General features: G+C 61.5%; 17 protein-coding genes. 6 read left to right on the top strand and 11 right to left on the bottom strand.

Going from position 1 to position 18,198, the window contains the following annotated elements; genetic code table 11:
- The 5 genes from AC0L3N_RS02765 to coxB form a co-directional block, all read right to left on the bottom strand.
- Entirely contained in the window at window positions 1-642 is a 642-nt protein-coding gene (locus AC0L3N_RS02765) for a cytochrome c oxidase assembly protein (protein ID WP_123147478.1), read from the bottom strand.
- Window positions 643-650: 8 nt separating this feature from the next.
- Window positions 651-812, bottom strand: coding sequence for a hypothetical protein (locus AC0L3N_RS02760; RefSeq protein ID WP_077381685.1), 162 nt, complete (start codon window positions 810-812; stop codon window positions 651-653).
- A 2-nt stretch (window positions 813-814) separates the two neighbouring features.
- Complete coding sequence (locus AC0L3N_RS02755; protein ID WP_473545411.1) at window positions 815-1,759, bottom strand: heme o synthase; 945 nt, start codon at window positions 1,757-1,759, stop codon at window positions 815-817.
- Window positions 1,760-1,839: 80 nt separating this feature from the next.
- Window positions 1,840-3,489 (bottom strand): cytochrome c oxidase subunit I, encoded by a 1,650-nt coding sequence (ctaD, locus tag AC0L3N_RS02750; protein WP_123147071.1) that lies wholly within the window; start codon window positions 3,487-3,489, stop codon window positions 1,840-1,842.
- 37 nt (window positions 3,490-3,526) lie between these two features.
- Window positions 3,527-4,411, bottom strand: a complete 885-nt coding sequence (gene coxB, locus AC0L3N_RS02745; RefSeq protein ID WP_473545409.1) for a cytochrome c oxidase subunit II — start codon at window positions 4,409-4,411, stop codon at window positions 3,527-3,529.
- A 375-nt stretch (window positions 4,412-4,786) separates the two neighbouring features.
- Between coxB and AC0L3N_RS02740 the strand changes: the two genes are divergently transcribed.
- From AC0L3N_RS02740 to AC0L3N_RS02725, 4 genes are all read left to right on the top strand, one after another.
- Window positions 4,787-5,362: an invasion associated locus B family protein gene (locus AC0L3N_RS02740; protein WP_473545407.1), complete on the top strand. Its 576-nt coding sequence runs from the start codon at window positions 4,787-4,789 to the stop codon at window positions 5,360-5,362.
- 138 nt (window positions 5,363-5,500) lie between these two features.
- A complete protein-coding gene (gene tldD, locus AC0L3N_RS02735; RefSeq protein ID WP_473545405.1) occupies window positions 5,501-6,913 on the top strand; it encodes a metalloprotease TldD in 1,413 nt (470 codons plus the stop codon).
- A gap of 142 nt (window positions 6,914-7,055) precedes the next feature.
- Window positions 7,056-7,331: an AbrB/MazE/SpoVT family DNA-binding domain-containing protein gene (locus tag AC0L3N_RS02730; protein ID WP_473545403.1), complete on the top strand. Its 276-nt coding sequence runs from the start codon at window positions 7,056-7,058 to the stop codon at window positions 7,329-7,331.
- Window positions 7,318-7,707 carry a type II toxin-antitoxin system VapC family toxin gene (locus AC0L3N_RS02725; RefSeq protein ID WP_473545401.1) on the top strand — a complete coding sequence of 130 codons (390 nt, stop codon included), beginning with the start codon at window positions 7,318-7,320 and terminating at the stop codon, window positions 7,705-7,707. Before AC0L3N_RS02730 ends, AC0L3N_RS02725 begins: the two co-directional genes overlap by 14 nt.
- Window positions 7,708-7,831: 124 nt before the next feature.
- On the opposite strand, the gene AC0L3N_RS02720 is transcribed toward AC0L3N_RS02725, so the two are convergent.
- The 4 genes from AC0L3N_RS02720 to AC0L3N_RS02705 all read right to left on the bottom strand — a co-directional run bounded on the left by AC0L3N_RS02720 (window position 7,832) and on the right by AC0L3N_RS02705 (window position 10,821).
- Window positions 7,832-8,338: an RES family NAD+ phosphorylase gene (locus AC0L3N_RS02720; RefSeq protein WP_473545399.1), complete on the bottom strand. Its 507-nt coding sequence runs from the start codon at window positions 8,336-8,338 to the stop codon at window positions 7,832-7,834.
- Window positions 8,331-8,702 (bottom strand): antitoxin Xre/MbcA/ParS toxin-binding domain-containing protein, encoded by a 372-nt coding sequence (locus AC0L3N_RS02715; RefSeq protein ID WP_095492412.1) that lies wholly within the window; start codon window positions 8,700-8,702, stop codon window positions 8,331-8,333. Before AC0L3N_RS02715 ends, AC0L3N_RS02720 begins: the two co-directional genes overlap by 8 nt.
- A gap of 86 nt (window positions 8,703-8,788) precedes the next feature.
- Window positions 8,789-10,030 (bottom strand): class I SAM-dependent RNA methyltransferase, encoded by a 1,242-nt coding sequence (locus AC0L3N_RS02710; RefSeq protein ID WP_473545397.1) that lies wholly within the window; start codon window positions 10,028-10,030, stop codon window positions 8,789-8,791.
- A complete protein-coding gene (locus AC0L3N_RS02705) occupies window positions 10,027-10,821 on the bottom strand; it encodes a TlyA family RNA methyltransferase (RefSeq protein WP_473545395.1) in 795 nt (264 codons plus the stop codon). The genes AC0L3N_RS02710 and AC0L3N_RS02705 overlap by 4 nt, the downstream gene beginning before the upstream one ends.
- A 175-nt stretch (window positions 10,822-10,996) precedes the next feature.
- Here AC0L3N_RS02705 and AC0L3N_RS02700 point away from each other — a divergent pair, with 175 nt between their 5' ends.
- The gene (locus tag AC0L3N_RS02700; protein WP_473545393.1) at window positions 10,997-11,398 is read left to right on the top strand and encodes a GFA family protein; all 402 of its coding nucleotides are present in this window, start codon (window positions 10,997-10,999) and stop codon (window positions 11,396-11,398) included.
- A 243-nt stretch (window positions 11,399-11,641) separates the two neighbouring features.
- Window positions 11,642-13,831: an adenylate/guanylate cyclase domain-containing protein gene (locus tag AC0L3N_RS02695; protein WP_473545391.1), complete on the top strand. Its 2,190-nt coding sequence runs from the start codon at window positions 11,642-11,644 to the stop codon at window positions 13,829-13,831.
- Window positions 13,832-13,967: 136 nt separating this feature from the next.
- Here the strand turns inward: AC0L3N_RS02695 and AC0L3N_RS02690 are convergent, their stop codons facing one another.
- Together AC0L3N_RS02690 and dxs are read right to left on the bottom strand one after the other, a co-directional pair.
- Window positions 13,968-15,563 (bottom strand): ABC transporter substrate-binding protein, encoded by a 1,596-nt coding sequence (locus tag AC0L3N_RS02690; protein ID WP_473545389.1) that lies wholly within the window; start codon window positions 15,561-15,563, stop codon window positions 13,968-13,970.
- A 616-nt stretch (window positions 15,564-16,179) separates the two neighbouring features.
- Window positions 16,180-18,093: a 1-deoxy-D-xylulose-5-phosphate synthase gene (gene dxs, locus AC0L3N_RS02685; RefSeq protein WP_473545387.1), complete on the bottom strand. Its 1,914-nt coding sequence runs from the start codon at window positions 18,091-18,093 to the stop codon at window positions 16,180-16,182.
- Window positions 18,094-18,198 lie beyond the last annotated feature (105 nt).

The raw sequence follows: 18,198 nt of genomic DNA, 5'->3' as shown, positions 1-18,198 counted from the left end.
TCAACCCCCGAGGCTTCTTTCGGTGTGTGAAACTTTGTTGCTTGTGCCTTCGGCCGGCACTGATGACGCCACCGGCTTGTTCTTCTCGTTCTTCTCGACCGGGAACATCGTGTAGGACAGGGTAATCGTCTTCAAGTCCTTCAGCTCCGGCGCGTTGACGATGTCGGGATCTACATAGAACACGACCGGCATGTCCAGCGTCTCGCCAGGCTTCAGCGTCGTGTCGGTGAAGCAGAAACACTCGACCTTGTTGAAGTAAGATCCCGCCAGTTCCGGCTGCACGTTGAAGGTCGCGCGGCCGGTGGTGGCGCGGACGAATTTGTTGGTCGCGCTATAATGCGCCTGGGCCGTCTCGCCTATCTTGATGGTGACGGAGCGGGCGACCGGCTCGAACTGCCAGGGCACGCCGGCCGTGTTGGCATCGAAACGGATGGTGATATCGCGGTCGAGCACGCGGTCGGCATATTGCTGCGTTGCGCGTTTCACAGTGCCGCCGTAACCGGTCGCCTGGCAGAACATCGCGTAGAGCGGCACCGCGGCATAGGCCATCCCGATCATGCCGCCGAAAAAGGCGATGCAGACGCCGGCGACGATGCGGTTGGTGTTCTTCTTTTGAGGATTGGTCACTGTTTGGCGGTTCATCTTGAGCCTCACATCGTTCCGGTGAGGTTGTGACCGAATTTCACGACGGTCGCGATGTAGAAGATGACGACAAGCACGGCCAGCGCCAGGCCGATGGCTACCGAGCGGTTGCGCCGGGCCTTCTGCTGGCGCTCCGTCAGCGTGACGAGTTCAAGCTTCTTGTCGGCCATGGTTATGCTCCGCCCGTGGCCAGCGCGCGCCCGACAACGCAGTCGGCAAGGTAGATGGCGAAGATGGCGAAGAGGTAGAGCAGCGAGTAGCCGAACAATGCCTTGGCCGGCTTCATCACATGGTCGTCGTCCGCCATCTGCAGCACCTTCCACGCATACCAGACGAAGCCGGCGCCAAGCAGCACCGCAAGAACGCCATAGATGAGTGTGGTGAAGCCGAGCGCCCATGGCAGCACGCCAACCGGCGCAAGGATCAGCGCATAGGCGAAGATCTGGCGTCGGGTCGAAGCCTGGCCGGCGACATTGGGCATCATCGGGATGCCGGCTCTGGCATAGTCCTCGGACTTGAAGAGAGCGAGCGCCCAGAAATGCGGCGGCGTCCACAGGAAGATGATCAGGAACAGGACGATGCTTTCCAGGCTAACTGTTCCGGTCACCGCGGCCCAGCCGATCACCGGCGGAATGGCGCCGGCAGCACCGCCGATGACGATGTTCTGCGGCGTCCAGCGCTTCAGCCACATCGTGTAGACGACCGCATAGAAGAAGATGGTGAAGGCCAGCAGCGTCGCCGACAGCCAGTTGACCAGAACGCCGAGCGTCATCACCGACAGCACCGACAGCACCAGGCCGAAACTCAGTGCCTCGCCGGGCCGGATGCGGCCGGCCGGCACCGGACGGCCGGCGGTCCTGGTCATCACCGCATCGATATCGGCGTCATACCACATGTTCAGCGCGCCGGACGCGCCTGCACCAATGGCAATAGCCAGGATCGCGATCACCGCCAGAAGCGGATTGATGGTCACAGGTGCCGCGACCAGGCCGACAAAGGCGGTGAACACCACCAGCGACATGACGCGCGGCTTCAACAGGGCGAAGAAATCGCCCGCCGTCGCTTCCGACATGCGAAAGCCCGGTTCGTCAGTCAAGGTGTCGTCGACAAGGGCCATGCGTACTTAAAGTCCATCATTCCGTTGGCCAAGACCGCCGGGCGAACCGGCGGTTCCGTATTCGCCGCCCAGGCAGAAGCCTATTTGATCTTCGGCAGCTGTTCCCACTGGTGGAAGGGCGGCGGCGAAGGCAGCTGCCATTCGAGCGTCGTTGCACCCTCGCCCCATGGGTTGGCGCCGGCAACCCGCTTCTTCTGGAACGCCTCGAACACGCCATAGAGGAAGATGACCACGCCGACGGCCGAAATATACGAGCCGTAGGACGACACCATGTTCCAGCCGGCAAACGCATCCGGATAGTCGATGTAGCGGCGCGGCATGCCGGAGAGGCCGAGGAAGTGCTGCGGGAAGAAGACGAGGTTGACGCCGACGAAGGTGACCCAGAAGTGGGTGTTGGCGATGACAGGCGAATACATGTAGCCGGTCATCTTCGGGAACCAGTAGTACCAGCCGGCGAAGATGGCAAAGACCGCGCCCAGCGACAGCACATAATGGAAATGCGCGACCACGTAGTAGGTGTCGTGCAGCGGGCGGTCGAGACCGGCATTGGCAAGCTGGACGCCGGTAACGCCGCCGACGGTGAACAGGAAGATGAAGCCAATCGCCCACAGCATCGGGGTTTTGAGCGAAATCGACCCGCCCCACATAGTAGCGATCCACGAGAATATCTTCACGCCCGTCGGCACCGCGATAACCATCGTGGCGAAGACGAAATAGCGCTGCGTGTCGAGCGACAGGCCGGTCGTGTACATGTGGTGCGCCCAGACGATGAAGCCGACCGCACCGATCGCGACCATGGCATAGGCCATGCCGAGATAGCCGAAGATGGGCTTCCTTGAGAAGGTCGAGACGATGTGGCTGACGATGCCGAAGCCCGGCAGGATCAGGATGTAGACTTCCGGATGCCCGAAGAACCAGAACAGGTGCTGGAACAGGATCGGGTCGCCGCCGCCGTCCGGCGCGAAGAAGGTCGTGCCGAAGTTGCGATCGGTCAAAAGCATGGTGATGCCGCCGGCCAGAACCGGAAGCGACAACAGCAGCAGGAAAGCGGTGATCAGCACCGACCAGGCGAACAGCGGCATCTTGTGCAGCGTCATGCCAGGCGCGCGCATGTTGAAGATGGTGGTGATGAAATTGATGGCGCCGAGGATCGACGACGCGCCGGCGATGTGCAGCGACAGGATCGCAAGATCCATCGCCGGTCCCGGCTGGCCCGATGTCGATAGCGGCGGATAGATCGTCCAGCCGCCGCCGACGCCGTAGGCGCCAGGCGCGCTCGGCATAAAGGCCGAGATGATCAGCAGGATGAAAGCCGGTGGCAGCAACCAGAACGAGACGTTGTTCATGCGCGGGAAAGCCATGTCGGGCGCGCCGATCATGATCGGCACCATCCAGTTGGCGAAGCCGCCGATCAGCGCCGGCATGACCATGAAAAAGATCATGATCAGCGCATGCGCGGTGGTGAAGGCGTTGTACATGCTCTTGCCGCCGTCGAGCGCGGCGTCGGCGTTCAAGCCGTAGACCATCTGCGCCAGGCCGGTGAAAATCTGAATCCCCGGCTCCTGCAGTTCCATGCGCATGACGACCGAAAGGGCACCGCCGACGCAGCCCGCCATGATCGCGAAGATCAGATAGAGCGTACCGATATCCTTGTGGTTGGTCGAATACACCCACCGGACCCAGCCATGATACGGCTTGTGGTCGTGGTCGTGAGCTGCAGCGTCTGCCATGTTCGGCTCCGTTCCCTGATCTTTTCTGGTCGCGGCATCAGTTGCCGGCGGCCGCTACCTTGTCTTTGCCGTCGACCTCGGCCATCAGCGCCTTGTTGGCGCCGGGAAGGTCGGTGCCGGCTGCCGCCAGCCAGGTCTTGTACTGGGCGTCGGAGACGACGCGGATCGCGATCGGCATGAAGGCGTGGTCCTTGCCGCAGAGCTCCGAACACTGGCCGTAATAGAGGCCTTCCTTTTCCGCCTTGAACCAGACCTCGTTGATGCGGCCTGGAACCGCGTCGGTCTTGATGCCGAAGGACGGCATGGCAAAGGCGTGAATCACGTCCGCCGCCGTCACCAGCACCCGGGTCATGGTGTTGACCGGCACCACCATCTCGTTGTCGACGGCGAGCAGGCGCGGATAAGCGCCGCGGTCCTCCTTACCGGCCGCCGCGCGGTCAGAATCCGCCAGAATCGCTGAGTTGAAGGAAAGCGTGTTTTCGGTCTGGTATTCGTAGTCCCAGTTCCACTGGTTTCCCGTCGCCTTGACGGTCAACTTGGCTTCCTCCGGCGGTGTGTATTGCGCGGTCAAAAGCTGGAACGAGGGGATGGCGAGCATGAGCAGGACGACGACCGGCCCAACCGTCCAGATCACCTCGATCAGCGTGTTGTGGCTGGTGCGCGACGGGACCGGGTTGACGCTCGCGCGGAACTTCAAGATGCAATAGGCGAGAAGAAAGAGCACGAAGAGGGTGATCGGCACGATGAACCACAATGTATAGTGCTCGAACCGGGCGATCTGCCGCATCATGTCGGTGGCGGCGGGCTGGAAGCTCACCTCCCACGGTGCAGGCTGGGCCGCATGGGCGGACGCGCCGGTGAACAATGTGGCGGCAGCCCAAGCGCTTGTCAGGAATTTGGCGCCTGCTAGGAATTTTCTCATTGCCGTCATTATCTCCCAGTTCCTCGCGATCGGACCGCAAGAATATCGAACAACGCCGGGACGGGAATCCCGGACAGTCCCGAGGCTGGTTCAAACCATACTCTATTTGCCTCTGCAAGAAAGGAGCGGGGGAACCCGTGCGGCATTTTTGCGCGCAAGCGCGGCTGCGCCTTGTGGCGGCGGCCGCGGCGGTGGCGGACTCGCGAAAGTCCGAGCGGCGGAGTGCCTTGGCAAAATGCGCCGGGCGGTCGCAATTCGGGCGAATTTGGCACGGAAAAGCGCACAATTGCCTTGGTCGAGGCGGGCCGGCAGTGGTCTCATCCTTTACTTGCCCTTGGCGCGGCTTAAAGTGCCGTGATTCGCAATGGAGCCGTCATGAACTCTTGGCTTTGGGGACTTGGGCTTTCGAGACTTGGGCTTTCGGGACTTGGGCTTTCGAGAAGCTTGGCGAAGGTCACCCTTCTTGCTGCCGTGTCTGGCGTTGGCCTGTCTGGCAGCGGCCAGGCCAATGCCGCGCAGCCAAGCGGCAAGGTGCGATCGACGCATGGCGCATGGTCGATCATCTGCGACACTCCGGCCGGCGCCACATCAGAACAATGCGTGATGATGCAGAACGTCGTCGCCGAGGACCGTCCCGAGATGGGGCTTTCCGTCGTCGTGCTGCGCACCGCCGACAACAAGGCCGAAATCCTGCGCGTGCTGGCGCCGCTCGGAGTGCTGCTGCCCAACGGACTCGGTCTCAATGTCGACGGCAAGGACATCGGCCGGGCCTATTTCGTGCGCTGCTTCCAGGACGGCTGCTATGCCGAGGTCATTCTCGAAAAGCCGCTGCTCGACACGCTGAAAACCGGAACGTCGGCCACCTTCATCGTCTTCCAGACGCCGGAGGAAGGCATCGGCATTCCGGTCGAGCTCAAGGGTTTCGCCGACGGTTTCGCCGCCCTGCCTTGAGACCAAAATCCCAAAGTCCTTACCAACGAAAAGAGATTGTGACTGGCCTTTGGCGATGACAATGGTCATTGCCGATTGTCTGGACGCACCTGCGCGCCTACATCGTGAGGACAATCTCTTTCCACGGACGGACCTGCCATGAACAGCCTGATCGGCCAATTCGACATTTCCGACGATCGCATCAAGCAGATTGTCGCCGAGACCATCAACGGCGCCGATGACGGCGAGTTGTTCCTCGAATACAGCGAGAGCGAAGCGCTGATGTTCGACAATGGCCGGCTGAAGACCGCCAATTTCAACACAGACCAAGGCTTTGGCCTGCGCGCCGTCGCCGGCGAAGCGAGTGGCTACGCGCATTCCAGCGATCTTTCCGAAGCATCGCTGCTGCGCGCGGCCGACGCCGTCTCGACGGTCAAGAGCGGCTATTCCGGCACGCTTGCCGCGGCACCCGCCCGCACCAACCGCCATCTCTATGGCGACGAGAACCCGATCCCTTCGCCCTCCTTCGAGGCCAAGGCCAAGCTCCTTCAGGAAATCGATGCGTGGCTGCGAGCCGAGGATCCGCGCGTGCGGCAGGTGACGGCTTCACTCGCCGCCTCCTGGCAGCATGTCGAGATCGTGCGTGCCGACGGCCAGATGGTGCGTGACATCCGCCCGCTGGTCAGGATCAACGTGTCGGTGGTTGTCGGCAATGGCGACCGCCAGGAGAGCGGCTCCTACGGCATGGGCGGACGCAAAGGTTTTGGCGAATTCCTGGTCGAGGAGAGCTGGAAACACGCGGCCAAAGAGGCGCTGCGGCAAGCGCTGGTCAACCTCGAGGCCATCCCGGCCCCGGCCGGCACCTTCGACATCGTGCTGTCCAGCGGCTGGCCGGGCGTCATGCTGCACGAGGCCGTCGGCCACGGGCTGGAAGGCGACTTCAACCGCAAGAAGACATCGGCCTTCGCCGGGCTGATGGGCCAGCAGGTGGCCGCGAAAGGTGTTACGGTCGTCGACGACGGCACCATGGCCGAACGGCGCGGCTCGCTGACCGTTGATGACGAAGGCACGCCGTCGGCCCGCAATGTGCTGATCGACGACGGCAAGCTTGTCGGCTACATGCAGGACCGCCAAAACGCCCGGCTGATGGGCATGAACGCCACCGGCAACGGACGGCGCGAAGGCTACGCACACCAGCCGATGCCGCGCATGACCAATACCTACATGACATCAGGCGACATGGAGCCGGACGAAATCATCGCGTCGGTCAAGAACGGCATCTATGCCGTCTCCTTCGGCGGCGGCCAGGTCGACATCACCTCGGGCAAGTTCGTGTTCGGCTGCACCGAGGCCTACATAATCGAGAACGGCAAGGTGACGCAGCCGATCAAGGGCGCCATGCTGATCGGCAATGGGCCTGACGCCATGCATCGCGTTTCGATGATCGGCAACGACATGAAGCTCGACACCGGCATCGGCATGTGCGGCAAGGCCGGCCAGGGCGTGCCGGTAGGCGTCGGCCAGCCGCATCTCAGGATGAACCAGATGACGGTCGGTGGCACAAGGGTTTGATAGATCGGCCGCCAGCTATTGTGGTCGAATACCCATCCCGGCCGCCATTGCTGCTCCATCGCGTCAACGCGTAGCTCGCGCCTTGAATTTGGCGCGACCTCGGGTTATCTTACGTATGTCTTACACCTAAGGGCGTGCCGAGATGGCTGCTACGGACAAGCTCATAACCACTGTCTCGACCAAGGGACAGGTCATTTTGCCCAGCGCAATCCGGAAACGGAGGGAATGGGACGCCGGCACACGTCTTCTGGTCGAAGATACTCCGGAGGGCGTGCTACTGAAGCCTGCGCCAGTCTTCGCCGAGACACGGCCAGAAGACGTGTTTGGATCCCTGCCCCATAGAGGCAGGCCGAAGACGTTGGAAGAAATGGACGCGGGTGTGCTGGCCGAAGCGCGGCGGCGCCATGCTCGCGATTGATACCAATCTTATCGTCCGCTACCTAACAGGCGATCACCCGACACAGTCTTCCCGCGCCCGGGCGCTGATCGATAGCCAGCCGGTCTTTGTCGCCATTACAGTGATCCTGGAGGTCGAGTGGGTGTTGCGCAGCACCTATGGTTTTGCGCCGCTCGAAATCGCCCGTACGCTACGGGCGTTTAGTGGGCTCCCCACGGTGGAGGTGGAAGACGGAGCGGTCGTGTCGTCCGCGCTCGACCTCTCGGAAAGGGGATTAGATTTCGCTGATGCGCTGCATCTGGGCAAGTCCGCTCACTGCGCCGGCTTCGCGACTTTTGACCGTAAGTTCGTCAAGGCCGCAAGGGCGGCCGGATATGAGGGCGTGCAAGAAGCCTAGCCGTCTCCCGACCAGGTTCGAACTGCCCTAAAGCGCGTCGCATTTGACCGGGCTCATGCGACGCGCTTTAGGTTGTTGTTTTGTCGTTATCGCAAAACCGCTGCACACTTTTGCGCGACATGCATTAAAGCCATGAAGCCGGCGTTTTCGGCAGGCGATGGTCGGGATCGATGACCTTCAGACGGGGTGCGTTGCTCTCGTTCCATCGCCAGAGGGCGACGCATGTGCCGCCGGGCGACATGAAGGAGGGGTAGATCACGCCATGCTGCCCATCGGCAATCAGGCGATCTCTCAGCGTGTGCGTCTCAGGCATCAGGCCTTGATCCATGATGTCGCGCCATTCACATCGGTGAATGTCTGCCGTCACGCCGAGCTTGGTCAGCACGTCAGCGTCCGTCAGGTTGGCTAGGCGCGGGCCTGAAAGTTCGAGCTGCGCAATCAGCGCCGGATGCTGAACAAAGCCCTGATTGTACTCCGGCCAAGCAGTGGACAATTCGCGCGCGGCATAGATCGTCGGGGTGCCCACCGGATTCCAGCGACCGCCAAAGCGGGCCGCTCCTTCGCCGGAAAGCGGCAGATGCGCCCAACGCGGCACGAAGGCGCGCCATAGGCTCAGCCTGTTTTCAGGCATAAATGCCGGAGCGGACTGCCTCCAGATAGGCAAGCACCTTGTCCGTTTTGCCCTCTCGAACGAGATCGTAGGCGGTCTTTCCCGCCCAGCCGGGGATTGGCTGATGCTTGAACCAGATCGCCGCACGCTGTTCATCGCCGGCCATCTCGCCTGCCATCGCCAGGATACGGACAATCGGACTCAATGCGGCGTCGACCTTGCGCGCGCCGGTCTTGGCGGCAAGCGTGTTGCGCGCGACGCCGATCAGACCCGCCAGTTCGGTCAGATTGACGCCCAGCAGTTCAGCTACCCGTCTTGCCGAAAGAAATGGCGTCCGTTCCTCGCCAAAGCGCGATGCTCGAATGTCGAGGGCTGCGGTATTCATAACAGGTTCCTAGCACATTTTGAACGACACGCGATCAAAATAGGCTCATTTCTGGCGAAATTCAAGCTCAACGCTTGCAAAGCCTACTACCGCCTTCTCCTCGGCTTCTCCAAAAGCGCGACGGCCTCGACATGCGGAGACCACAGGAACTGGTCGATCGGCGTTACGCTTTTCAGGGCGTAGCCGCCGTCGATCAGGCTGCGCAGGTCGCGCGCCAGCGTCACCGGATTGCAGGAAACCGCGGCGACCAGCGGCACGTCGGAACGGGCAATCTGCTTCGACTGGTCCTCGGCGCCGGCGCGGGGCGGATCGAACACAATGCCATCGAAGGTATTCAACTCCTTGAATGTGAGCGGCCGCCGAAACAGGTCGCGGCGTTCGCTGGTCACGCGCTTCAGACCGCTGGCGAAACGGAACGCCCGGTCGAGCGCCGAAAGCGCTGCCGCGTCACCCTCCACCGCATGGACTTCCGACTTGGCGGCGAGACGTAGCGCAAAGCTGCCGCAGCCGGCGAAGAGATCGGCGACCTTCTTGGCGCGCGCGAAGTGCCGGCCGACGATGTCGGCCATCGCCTGCTCGGCGGCTTCGGTGGCCTGCAGGAAGGCGCCCGGCGGCACCGCGACGGCGATGTCGCCGAACATGACAACCGGCTTTTTGGGCTCGATTATGATCTCGCCATCGATCGAAAGCCTTGCCAGCCCCTGAGCGATGACGAAATTGGAGGCGACGCGGCGCTGGTTTTCGCCAAGCTTGCCGGACTCGTGAACCGCGACATCAAGGCCGGAACCGGTCACTGTGACCGTCATGCGGAACGATTTCGTCGTTGCGCAAACCAACTCGGCGAGTGCTTTCAGACGGTCGAGCTTTGCGACGATTTCGGGCAGCGAGATCGGGCATTCCTCGATGGAAATGATTTCGGACGACAGCGCCCGAACGAATCCGAGCAGCATGCCGGCCTCGCTCCGTCGGGCGGTGAACACGACACGCCGACGCGTCTGCGGCGCGCACGGCACCAGCGCGTCAATGTCGCAAGTGACACCCTTGCTGTTGAGCGCTTGCGCAACCTTGTCGCGCTTCCACCGATGATAAGCTTCGGCTTCAAGATGCTGGATGGCGCAGCCGCCGCATTCGGTGAAATGCCGACAGGCAGGGTCGATGCGAAGCGGCGAAGCCTCCAGCACCGACATCAGCGTGGCACGGTCCTTTTCGCGCGCGGCGGTGACGGTTTCACCGGGCAGCGTGAACGGAATGAAAAGCTCGCCGGTTTCGGTCTCGGCGACGCCGTCGGCCTGGGAGCCCAGCCTTGTGATCGTGAAGCGCGCGTTCATCGGCCTCCGATCCCCCTGTTCTCGACTCCGGCGTCTTTGATCCCGGCGAGCAGGAACTCGCGGTTGCCGTCGCCGCCTTCGATCGGTGACAGATGCAGTCCCAGCGAGCGCCAGCCCGGGACGCCGTCGAGCCAATCCTGCAGCAGGCCGGCAACCCGCGCGGCATCGTATGGGTCTTTCAGCAAGCCGCCCTTGCCGATCGCCTCGCGGCCCGCCTCGAATTGCGGCTTGACCAAAAATATTGCTCTGGCGCCGCTCCTGGCAATGGCGAGCGCCGGCGGCAGCGCCAGTTTCAACGAGATGAAGCTGACATCGGAGACGATAAAATCCGGAATGCGATCGGCAAGATCGGCGGCGGAAAGATCACGGGCGTTCAATCCCTCGATCACCGTCACACGCGGATCGCCAGCGATATCCGGATGTATCTGGCCATGCCCGACATCGATCGCCGTGACATGTGCCGCGCCGCGTTGGAGCAAGACCTGAGTGAAGCCTCCGGTCGAGGCGCCGACGTCGAGCGCTTCGCTGCCGGCTGGATCGAGACCGAAATGATCGAGCCCGGCGATCAGCTTCAGCGCAGCACGCGACACGTAACCCTGCGCCGGATCATCGACGGCTATGATGCAATCAGCCAGGACGGTCTGGCCGGGCTTGCGGGCGATGACGCCGTCAACCGTCACAGTACCGCGCTCGATCGCGTCGCGGGCGCGAGAGCGGCTGGGGAACAGGCCGCGCGCGACAAGAAGTTCGTCGAGCCGCTGGCGTGTGCTGGCTGGCAAAGGGGAGTTCATCGGCCTTCATGGCGAAAGCCCGTCACGAAGGCAAGGATATTGGGGAAGACAACGAACATCTTGCGAAAGCGGCGAGCGCATCAGGCCGCGCCACAACTTGTTGGAATATCGCACCAGGTCCGGCACAATGTTGGAACGATATGCTCGTGTTGCTGCCAGAACGTGAGGAGGACGGATGCTGACCGGAACCTGCCATTGTGGCGCGGCCCACTGGACGTTGGAGGGCGATCCCGGCTCGATCACAGCCTGCAATTGCACGCTTTGCCGCCGCTATGGCGCGCTGTGGGCTTACGATTATGTTGACGAACGCATCCGTCTTGCGGGACCGACAAGTGCTTATACGCGCTCCGGAAAGGATGACCCGTCGCTCGAGATTCTGTTCTGTCCGACATGCGCCTGTGTGCTGGCCTGGCGTGGTTTGCGCGCCAGTGCCGCCGGTCGCACTCGGATCGCCGTCAATGTGAGGCTTGCGCCGCCAGACACCGTCGCCGACCTGCCAATCGACCATTTCGATGGTCTCCATAAGTTCGAGGACCTGCCGCGCGATGGTCGCTGCGTGCGCGATATGTGGTTCTAGTGGAAAATCCGACACTCAGTACCGGTGCGAAAGGGCGGAAGATGACCCCTTGGCGGAGGTTCGTTCGCGCCGGCCGAATTCACGCCCATGACCCAAACGCGACCTCCATCAGCCCATTTCGCTGCCCGATGGCCGACGCTCATCCCAACCAGCGTTCCTGACCCAAAGCCGACCAGAGCAGGACTAGGCTCCGAAGCGATACTCTATTATCATGGAAACAGTTGCCCAGCGCCGGAAACCTCCATGGAGCGCAGGCTTGCGGCGATACTTGCCGCTGACATCGTTGGCTACAGCCGCCTTATGGAAGCCGATGAGGCGGATACCCTCGCGCGCCTGAAGAGCACCCGCGAGAACCTGATCGATCCGAAGATCGCCGCTCATAAGGGGCGCATCGTGAAGCTCATGGGCGACGGCGCGCTGATAGAATTCTCCAGCGTGGTCGACGCGGTCGGTTGCGCCGTCGAAATCCAGCGGACGATGGCGGAGTGCAACGCCGAACTGCCGAAGGAAAAACAGCTCGAATTCCGCATTGGCGTAAACCTTGGTGATGTGATTGTCGAAGGGCAGGACATCTATGGCGACGGCGTGAATGTCGCGGCGAGACTGGAAGGATTGGCCGAACCCGGGGGCGTTCTAATTTCAGGAACGGCATTTGATCAGGTCGAGAGAAAGCTGGATTTTGAGTTCGAATTTTTGGGTGAACAACAACTCAAGAACATCGAAAAACCTGTTCGCCTGTATCGGGTGAGCCCGCGGACACGCGCCGCGTCCGGAGCAGTTCCAGCAAAACGCAAACGTCATATCGAATGGCGCCGGCTGACAGTCGCGGCGACGGCGCTGGTCCTGATCGCCGGAGGTGTAGCGCTTTGGAAGGTGGTCGGGGACGGTTCAGGACCGCCGGTCGAGGTGGCCTCCAGGGAAAGAATGGCGCTCCCGCTACCTGACAAGCCATCGATCGCTGTATTGCCATTCACCAACATCTCGAGCGACGCCGGCCAGGAGCACTTCGCCGACGGCATGACCGATGACTTGATCACCGACCTTTCCAAGGTTTCCGGCCTCTTCGTGATCGCGCGAAACTCGACATTCGTTTACCGCGGCAAGCCGGTAAAAATCAGCCAGGTCGCCGAAGAACTTGGCGTGCGTTACGTTCTCGAGGGGAGCGTACGGCGAGCCGGCGAGCAGGTGCGAGTCAACGCCCAGCTCATCGATGCCCTCACCGGCGGGCATGTGTGGGCGGACAGGTTCGATGGAAACGTCGCCGATATTTTTGCGGTCCAGGACGTTTTTGTCGCAAAGATCGTCGAAGCGTTGAAGGTCAATCTCACCACCACCACAAAAACGGAAATTGCCCGCGCCAAGCCGGACAACATTGCAGCCAAGGAAGCTTTCAATGAGGGTTGGAGCCTTTATCTCCGTTACAACGCAAAGGATACAGCTGCCGCCATCACTTCTTTGAAAAAAGCAACGGAACTTGATCCCGAATATGGGCGCGCTTATGCCGCCCTGGCGCTGGCCTACTTCCGCGTCGTTGAGTCACTCTGGGGTAAAGAACTCGGTAGGGACGAACCATATTTCTGGTGGGGAGCCTACGATTACGTAGAGCTGGCCAAGAAATATCCAACGTCACTGTCTTATACGGTCGAGGCATTGCGGGACGTTTATCAAGGCCTGGCCGAAGATGCACGCAGGAATGCCGGTCGAGCGATTGCATTGGATCCCAACGACCCCGAGGCGCACATCGCAACGGCCTGGGCGCTGACGATCTCAGGCGAACCCGCCGAGGCGCTGAATTTCGTCGCGACCGCCATGCGGCTCAACCCGAACTATCCAAGCCACTACGTTCTCGCTCGTGGATTGGCGCTTTTTGCAATGGGCGATCTGAAACAAGCGGCTGAGGTGTTCGGAGAAGGTGTAAGGCGAAACCCAGACGCAACTGCGCTCTTTCTACCTCTCAGTTCCGTGCTGGCGCAACTCGGTCGCCGGGAAAAAGCGAGACAAATGCTACTGAAGTTCCGACCGGGTTTAGACCAGAAAGGGCTCGAAAACCTTGCCGACACCTTACACCTTTCGTTCAAATGGGATTATGAACACGCAAGCGTCCCGGAGCGCCTGAATGACGGTGTCCGTATCGCTGCGCTGCCGCTGGACGTCACCGTTACGAGCCTGGAAGCAGAGCTTGGCGACGGCGATCCCTTTTCCCAGCTATATGCAGCAAAACGACTGGGCTGGTTTGGACCAGCGGCAGCACAAGCCGTTCCGGCTCTGGTTGAAGCGCTCAAGATTGAGTATCTCCGCCGGGAGGCCATCGAGGCGCTGGGAAAGATCGGACCTCCGGCACAAGCTGCGATACCTGCGCTTGTCGCACTCCAGAATGAAGCTCTGGTTGGCATTTACGCAAAGGACGCGCTGTCCAAAATCAGAGGCAATTGATGGACGCTGGACGCGCCAGGGATTTCCGCTTGTGGCCCAACTCGGACCTGCTGCAATGTCCGCTCCGGAGCCGCTGTTGGGGGCAAGGAGACATCAAACGCGTCCAGTCCGCCATCCCAATTGACGAGTACACGGCCTAGGCGAACCACCAGCGTTCGGCGATCTTCGACCCGTCCATCGGCCAGTTCGACGCCAACTCGCCGTGGGCAAGAGCCTTGGTGTGGGCATCTACATAGGAGTTGAAGACGAGGTTGATGAGCCCGCCGTCGTCATGCAGCAATTGCTGCATTTTGGCATACATGCCGGCGCGCTTGGTATCGTCGGTCTCCGAGCGGGCGGCGACGAGCAGCTCATTAAAGCGCGGATTTTTCCAGAACGTTTCGTTCCACAGCGCTTCCGCCGCATAGGCGGTGGTGAACATCCAGTCGCACGTCGGCCGGCCGGCCCAGTAAGAGGCGTAGAACGGCTTCTGGAGCCAGACATTGTTCCAGTAGCCGTCATTGGGCTCCCGGATCACATTCAGGTTGAGGCCGGCGGCGCGGGCATGCTCCTGCCAGAGGAAAGCGGAGTCGGTAGCACCCGCGAAGGCGGCATCCGCGACCGACAGGTCGAACTGGGTGTTCTCGGCCCCCGCCTTCTTGAGCAGGCTCTTGACCATGTCGGGGTCGTAGACGTGCTTCGGCTGCGGATCGATCGCGAACTTGACGGTCGGTGAGATCGGATTGTCGTTGCCGATGGCGCCGTGGCCGAGAAACACCTTCCGCACGATCTCGTCGCGATTGAGCGAGTACTTCAACGCATTGCGCACATCGGGATTGTCGAAGGGCGCCTTCTGGACGTTCATGACATAGACGTAGTGGCCGTAGCCCGTCGTCTCTGAGATCACGAGATCGGGGTTCTGCTTCAGAATGTCGAGCGTCTTCAGATCGCAGCGATCCATGTAATGGACTTCGCCGGTGTTGAGCGCGTTGGTGCGCGCCGTTACATCATTGATCGCCAGGTATTCGACACGGTCGAACCAGCCCTTGTCGGATTTGAAGTAGTTCGGGTTCTTGTTGAAGGTGGCGATGACGCCCGGCTCGAACTTTTCGAGCATATAGGGGCCGGTGCGGGTGCCCGACTCCCAGTCGACGCCGCCCTCTTTCGCCGGCATGACCAGGATGTCCGACATGATGTAGGGGAAGTCGGCATTGCCGCCGTCGAGTTCGAACACCACCGTCAAGGCACCGTCGGCGACGACATTCCTGACCGTAGCCAAGAGCGATTTCATCATCGATTTCGTGCCCTCCATGGTGTGATGCCTGACCGAGGCCACGACATCATCAGCGGTAACCGTCTTGCCATTGTGAAAGGTGGCGCCTTTCCTCAGTTTGAACACCCACTTCTTGGCGCCGTCGGACGGCTCAAAGCTCTCGGCGAGGTCGGGGACCACGTTGCCCTTGGAATCGATCTCGGTCAGGCTGTTCGACAAGGTTCCCCCTAGCGCGGTGCCGGTGAACCGGTTGACGTAGGTACTCGGGTCCAGTGAATCGGTGGCGGCGGCATCGCTGATGCCGATCTTCAAGGTGCCGCCCTTCTTGGGCTCGGCGCGCGCGACCCTGACGAACATTGCATTGGCGGCCGTGGCGGTAAGGCCGGAGGCGAGCGCCAGCTGAACAAAGTCACGACGCGAAACCCTGCCTTTGGCGGCAAGCGTGGCGGCCAACTTCAGTTTCGTTTCAAATTCCGTCACAGATGCTCTCTCCCTCGAACGGAAGATCATGCGAGACCCTCGGCGGCCCGAGAGACTTAGGACGATAGCACAACAGGCATTCCCGAGCTAACGAGGACCTCCGGCAGCGCACGGTCGGACTCGTGTCCTCTCGCTTGCTCCCGCGGACTTGGGCCTCGCCCGGGGCCGGGGCGGATGGATCGGTCGATATTCAGTTCGTTGGCTGCGACGGAAAGATTGCCAACTGTATTTCGATTACACCAGGCTGGAGTTACTGGGTCCGCCTCTATCACCCGCGCACGCAAATTTTAGATCGCACATGGGTATTCCCGAAGCCGAAGCTGATGAATTGATATGAGGATGTCGAATGTCCGCTCTTTCAAAGCTGCCCTGGAATCGCTTTCGCTAATGTCCGTTTCTGGCTGGTCGCTCATTTCCAGTCGACAATCGAACGGCACGAAACCACCCAGTTCTGCTCTTCACACGCGGTAGCAAGCATCAGGATTTCACTCTGCTTCTAGAAGATTGGCCGCGAGACCGGTGCCAAGAGACACCGTAGGCGAATGCCAAATGACAACGCAAACAGTCGGTTACGACCGCCGGTCGGCAAACTGATGCAAGCCGTTGAGATTTTGATTCAGGCGCTTTGCGCGCTGGCGGTGTGTCCCAGCGCCACGAAGACGGTGCGAACGATACCGGCGGCATCAAGCCCGGCGTCGGCGTACATCTTTTCGGGCTTGGCGTGATCGACAAAAGTGTCGGGCAACACAAGCGGGCGTACCTTCAGGCCGTTTTCCAGCAGCCCTTCATGGGCCAGGAATTGCAGCACATGGCTGGCGAAGCCACCGACCGCGCCCTCTTCCACTGTTACCAGCACCTCATGCGAGCGCGCCAGCCGCCGGATCAGGTCCTCGTCGAGCGGCTTGGCGAAACGAGCATCGGCGACCGTGGTGGAAAGCCCTGCCGCGCCGAGTTCCTCGGCCGCAGCCAGGCAATCCTGCAGCCGCGTGCCGAAGGAAAGGAGCGCAACCTTGGTGCCCTCCTTGACGATACGGCCCTTGCCGATTTCGAGAACCGAGCCACGCTCTGGCAAGTCGACGCCGACGCCGTTGCCGCGCGGGTAGCGGAAGGCGATGGGGCCTTCATCGTAGCTTGCCGCCGTGCGCACCATGTGGCGCAGTTCCGCCTCGTCCGCCGCAGCCATGACGACGAAACCGGGCAGCGTCGCCAAAAAAGTCGTGTCAAAGGCGCCGCAATGGGTCGCCCCGTCGGCACCGACGAAGCCGGCGCGATCGATCGGAAAGCGGACCGGCAGTTTTTGGATGGCGACGTCATGGACGACCTGGTCATAGGCGCGCTGCAGGAAGGTCGAATAGATCGCAGCGAAAGGTTTGAAGCCTTGCGTGGCAAGGCCGGCGGCAAAGGTCACCGCATGTTGCTCGGCGATACCGACGTCGAAGGTCCTCGACGGGAACGCCTCGCCGAAGAGGTCGAGGCCGGTGCCGTTCGGCATGGCGGCGGTGATGGCGACGATGCGGTCGTCCTCTCGGGCCTCCTGGACCAGGCTTTCGGCAAAGACCTTCGTGTAGCTCGGCGCGTTGGCCGGCGCCTTGGCCTGGGCGCCGGTGATGACGTCGAACTTGTTGACGCCGTGATATTTGTCGGCGGCCGCCTCGGCCGGTCCATAGCCCTTGCCCTTCTGGGTCACGACGTGGATCAGCACCGGGCCGTCGGCATTGTCGCGGACGTTCTTCAGCACCGGGATCAGGTGCTCGAGATTGTGACCGTCGATCGGGCCGATGTGATAGAAACCCATTTCCTCGAACAGCGTGCCGCCAGTGACGTAGCCGCGCGCATGTTCGACCGCCCGCTTGATGGCGCGATCGGCGCGCTCGCCCAGATAAGAAGTCAGCTTCTTGCCGAAATCGCGCAAGCCCAGATAGGCCTTGCCCGACGCAAGGCGGGCCAGATAGGCGCTCATTGCGCCGGTCGGCGGAGCGATCGACATGTCGTTGTCGTTGAGGATGACGATCAGACGGGCATCGAGCGCGCCGGCATTGTTCATCGCCTCATAGGCCATGCCGGCCGACATGGCGCCGTCGCCGATAACGGCAATGACATTGTTGCGGCCACCGGAGAGATCGCGTGCCATTGCCATGCCGAGGCCGGCGGAAATGGAGGTCGACGAGTGGGCGGCGCCGAACGGATCGTATTCGCTCTCGGCGCGCTGGGTGAAGCCGGACAGGCCGCCCTCTTGCCGCAGCGTGCGGATACGGTCGCGGCGGCCGGTCAGGATCTTGTGTGGATAGGCCTGGTGACCGACATCCCAGATCAGCCGGTCGTCTGGCGTGTTGAAGACATAGTGCAATGCGACCGTCAGTTCGACCACGCCAAGGCCAGCACCGAGATGTCCGCCGGTGTGGGACACGGCGTCGATCAACTCGGTGCGAAGCTCCAATGCCAACTGCGGCAGATCACGTTCGTCAAGCGTCCTGAGGTCGGCGGGTATGCGGACCTTGTCGAGAAGGGGCGTATGGAGCTTTGCGTTCACTGGTGGTAGGGCCTGCTTTTTATTCACGTGCGAAATAGGCCGCTGGCCGGCGAATGTAAATGCGTGTGAGTGACGCGGGCCAGATTCAAAGTGTTAAGGTTTCCT

Source organism: Mesorhizobium sp. WSM4807 (assembly GCF_055811615.1).
The sequence above is the reverse complement of the archived record's forward strand: the minus strand, read 5'-3'. Positions and strand labels throughout refer to the sequence as shown.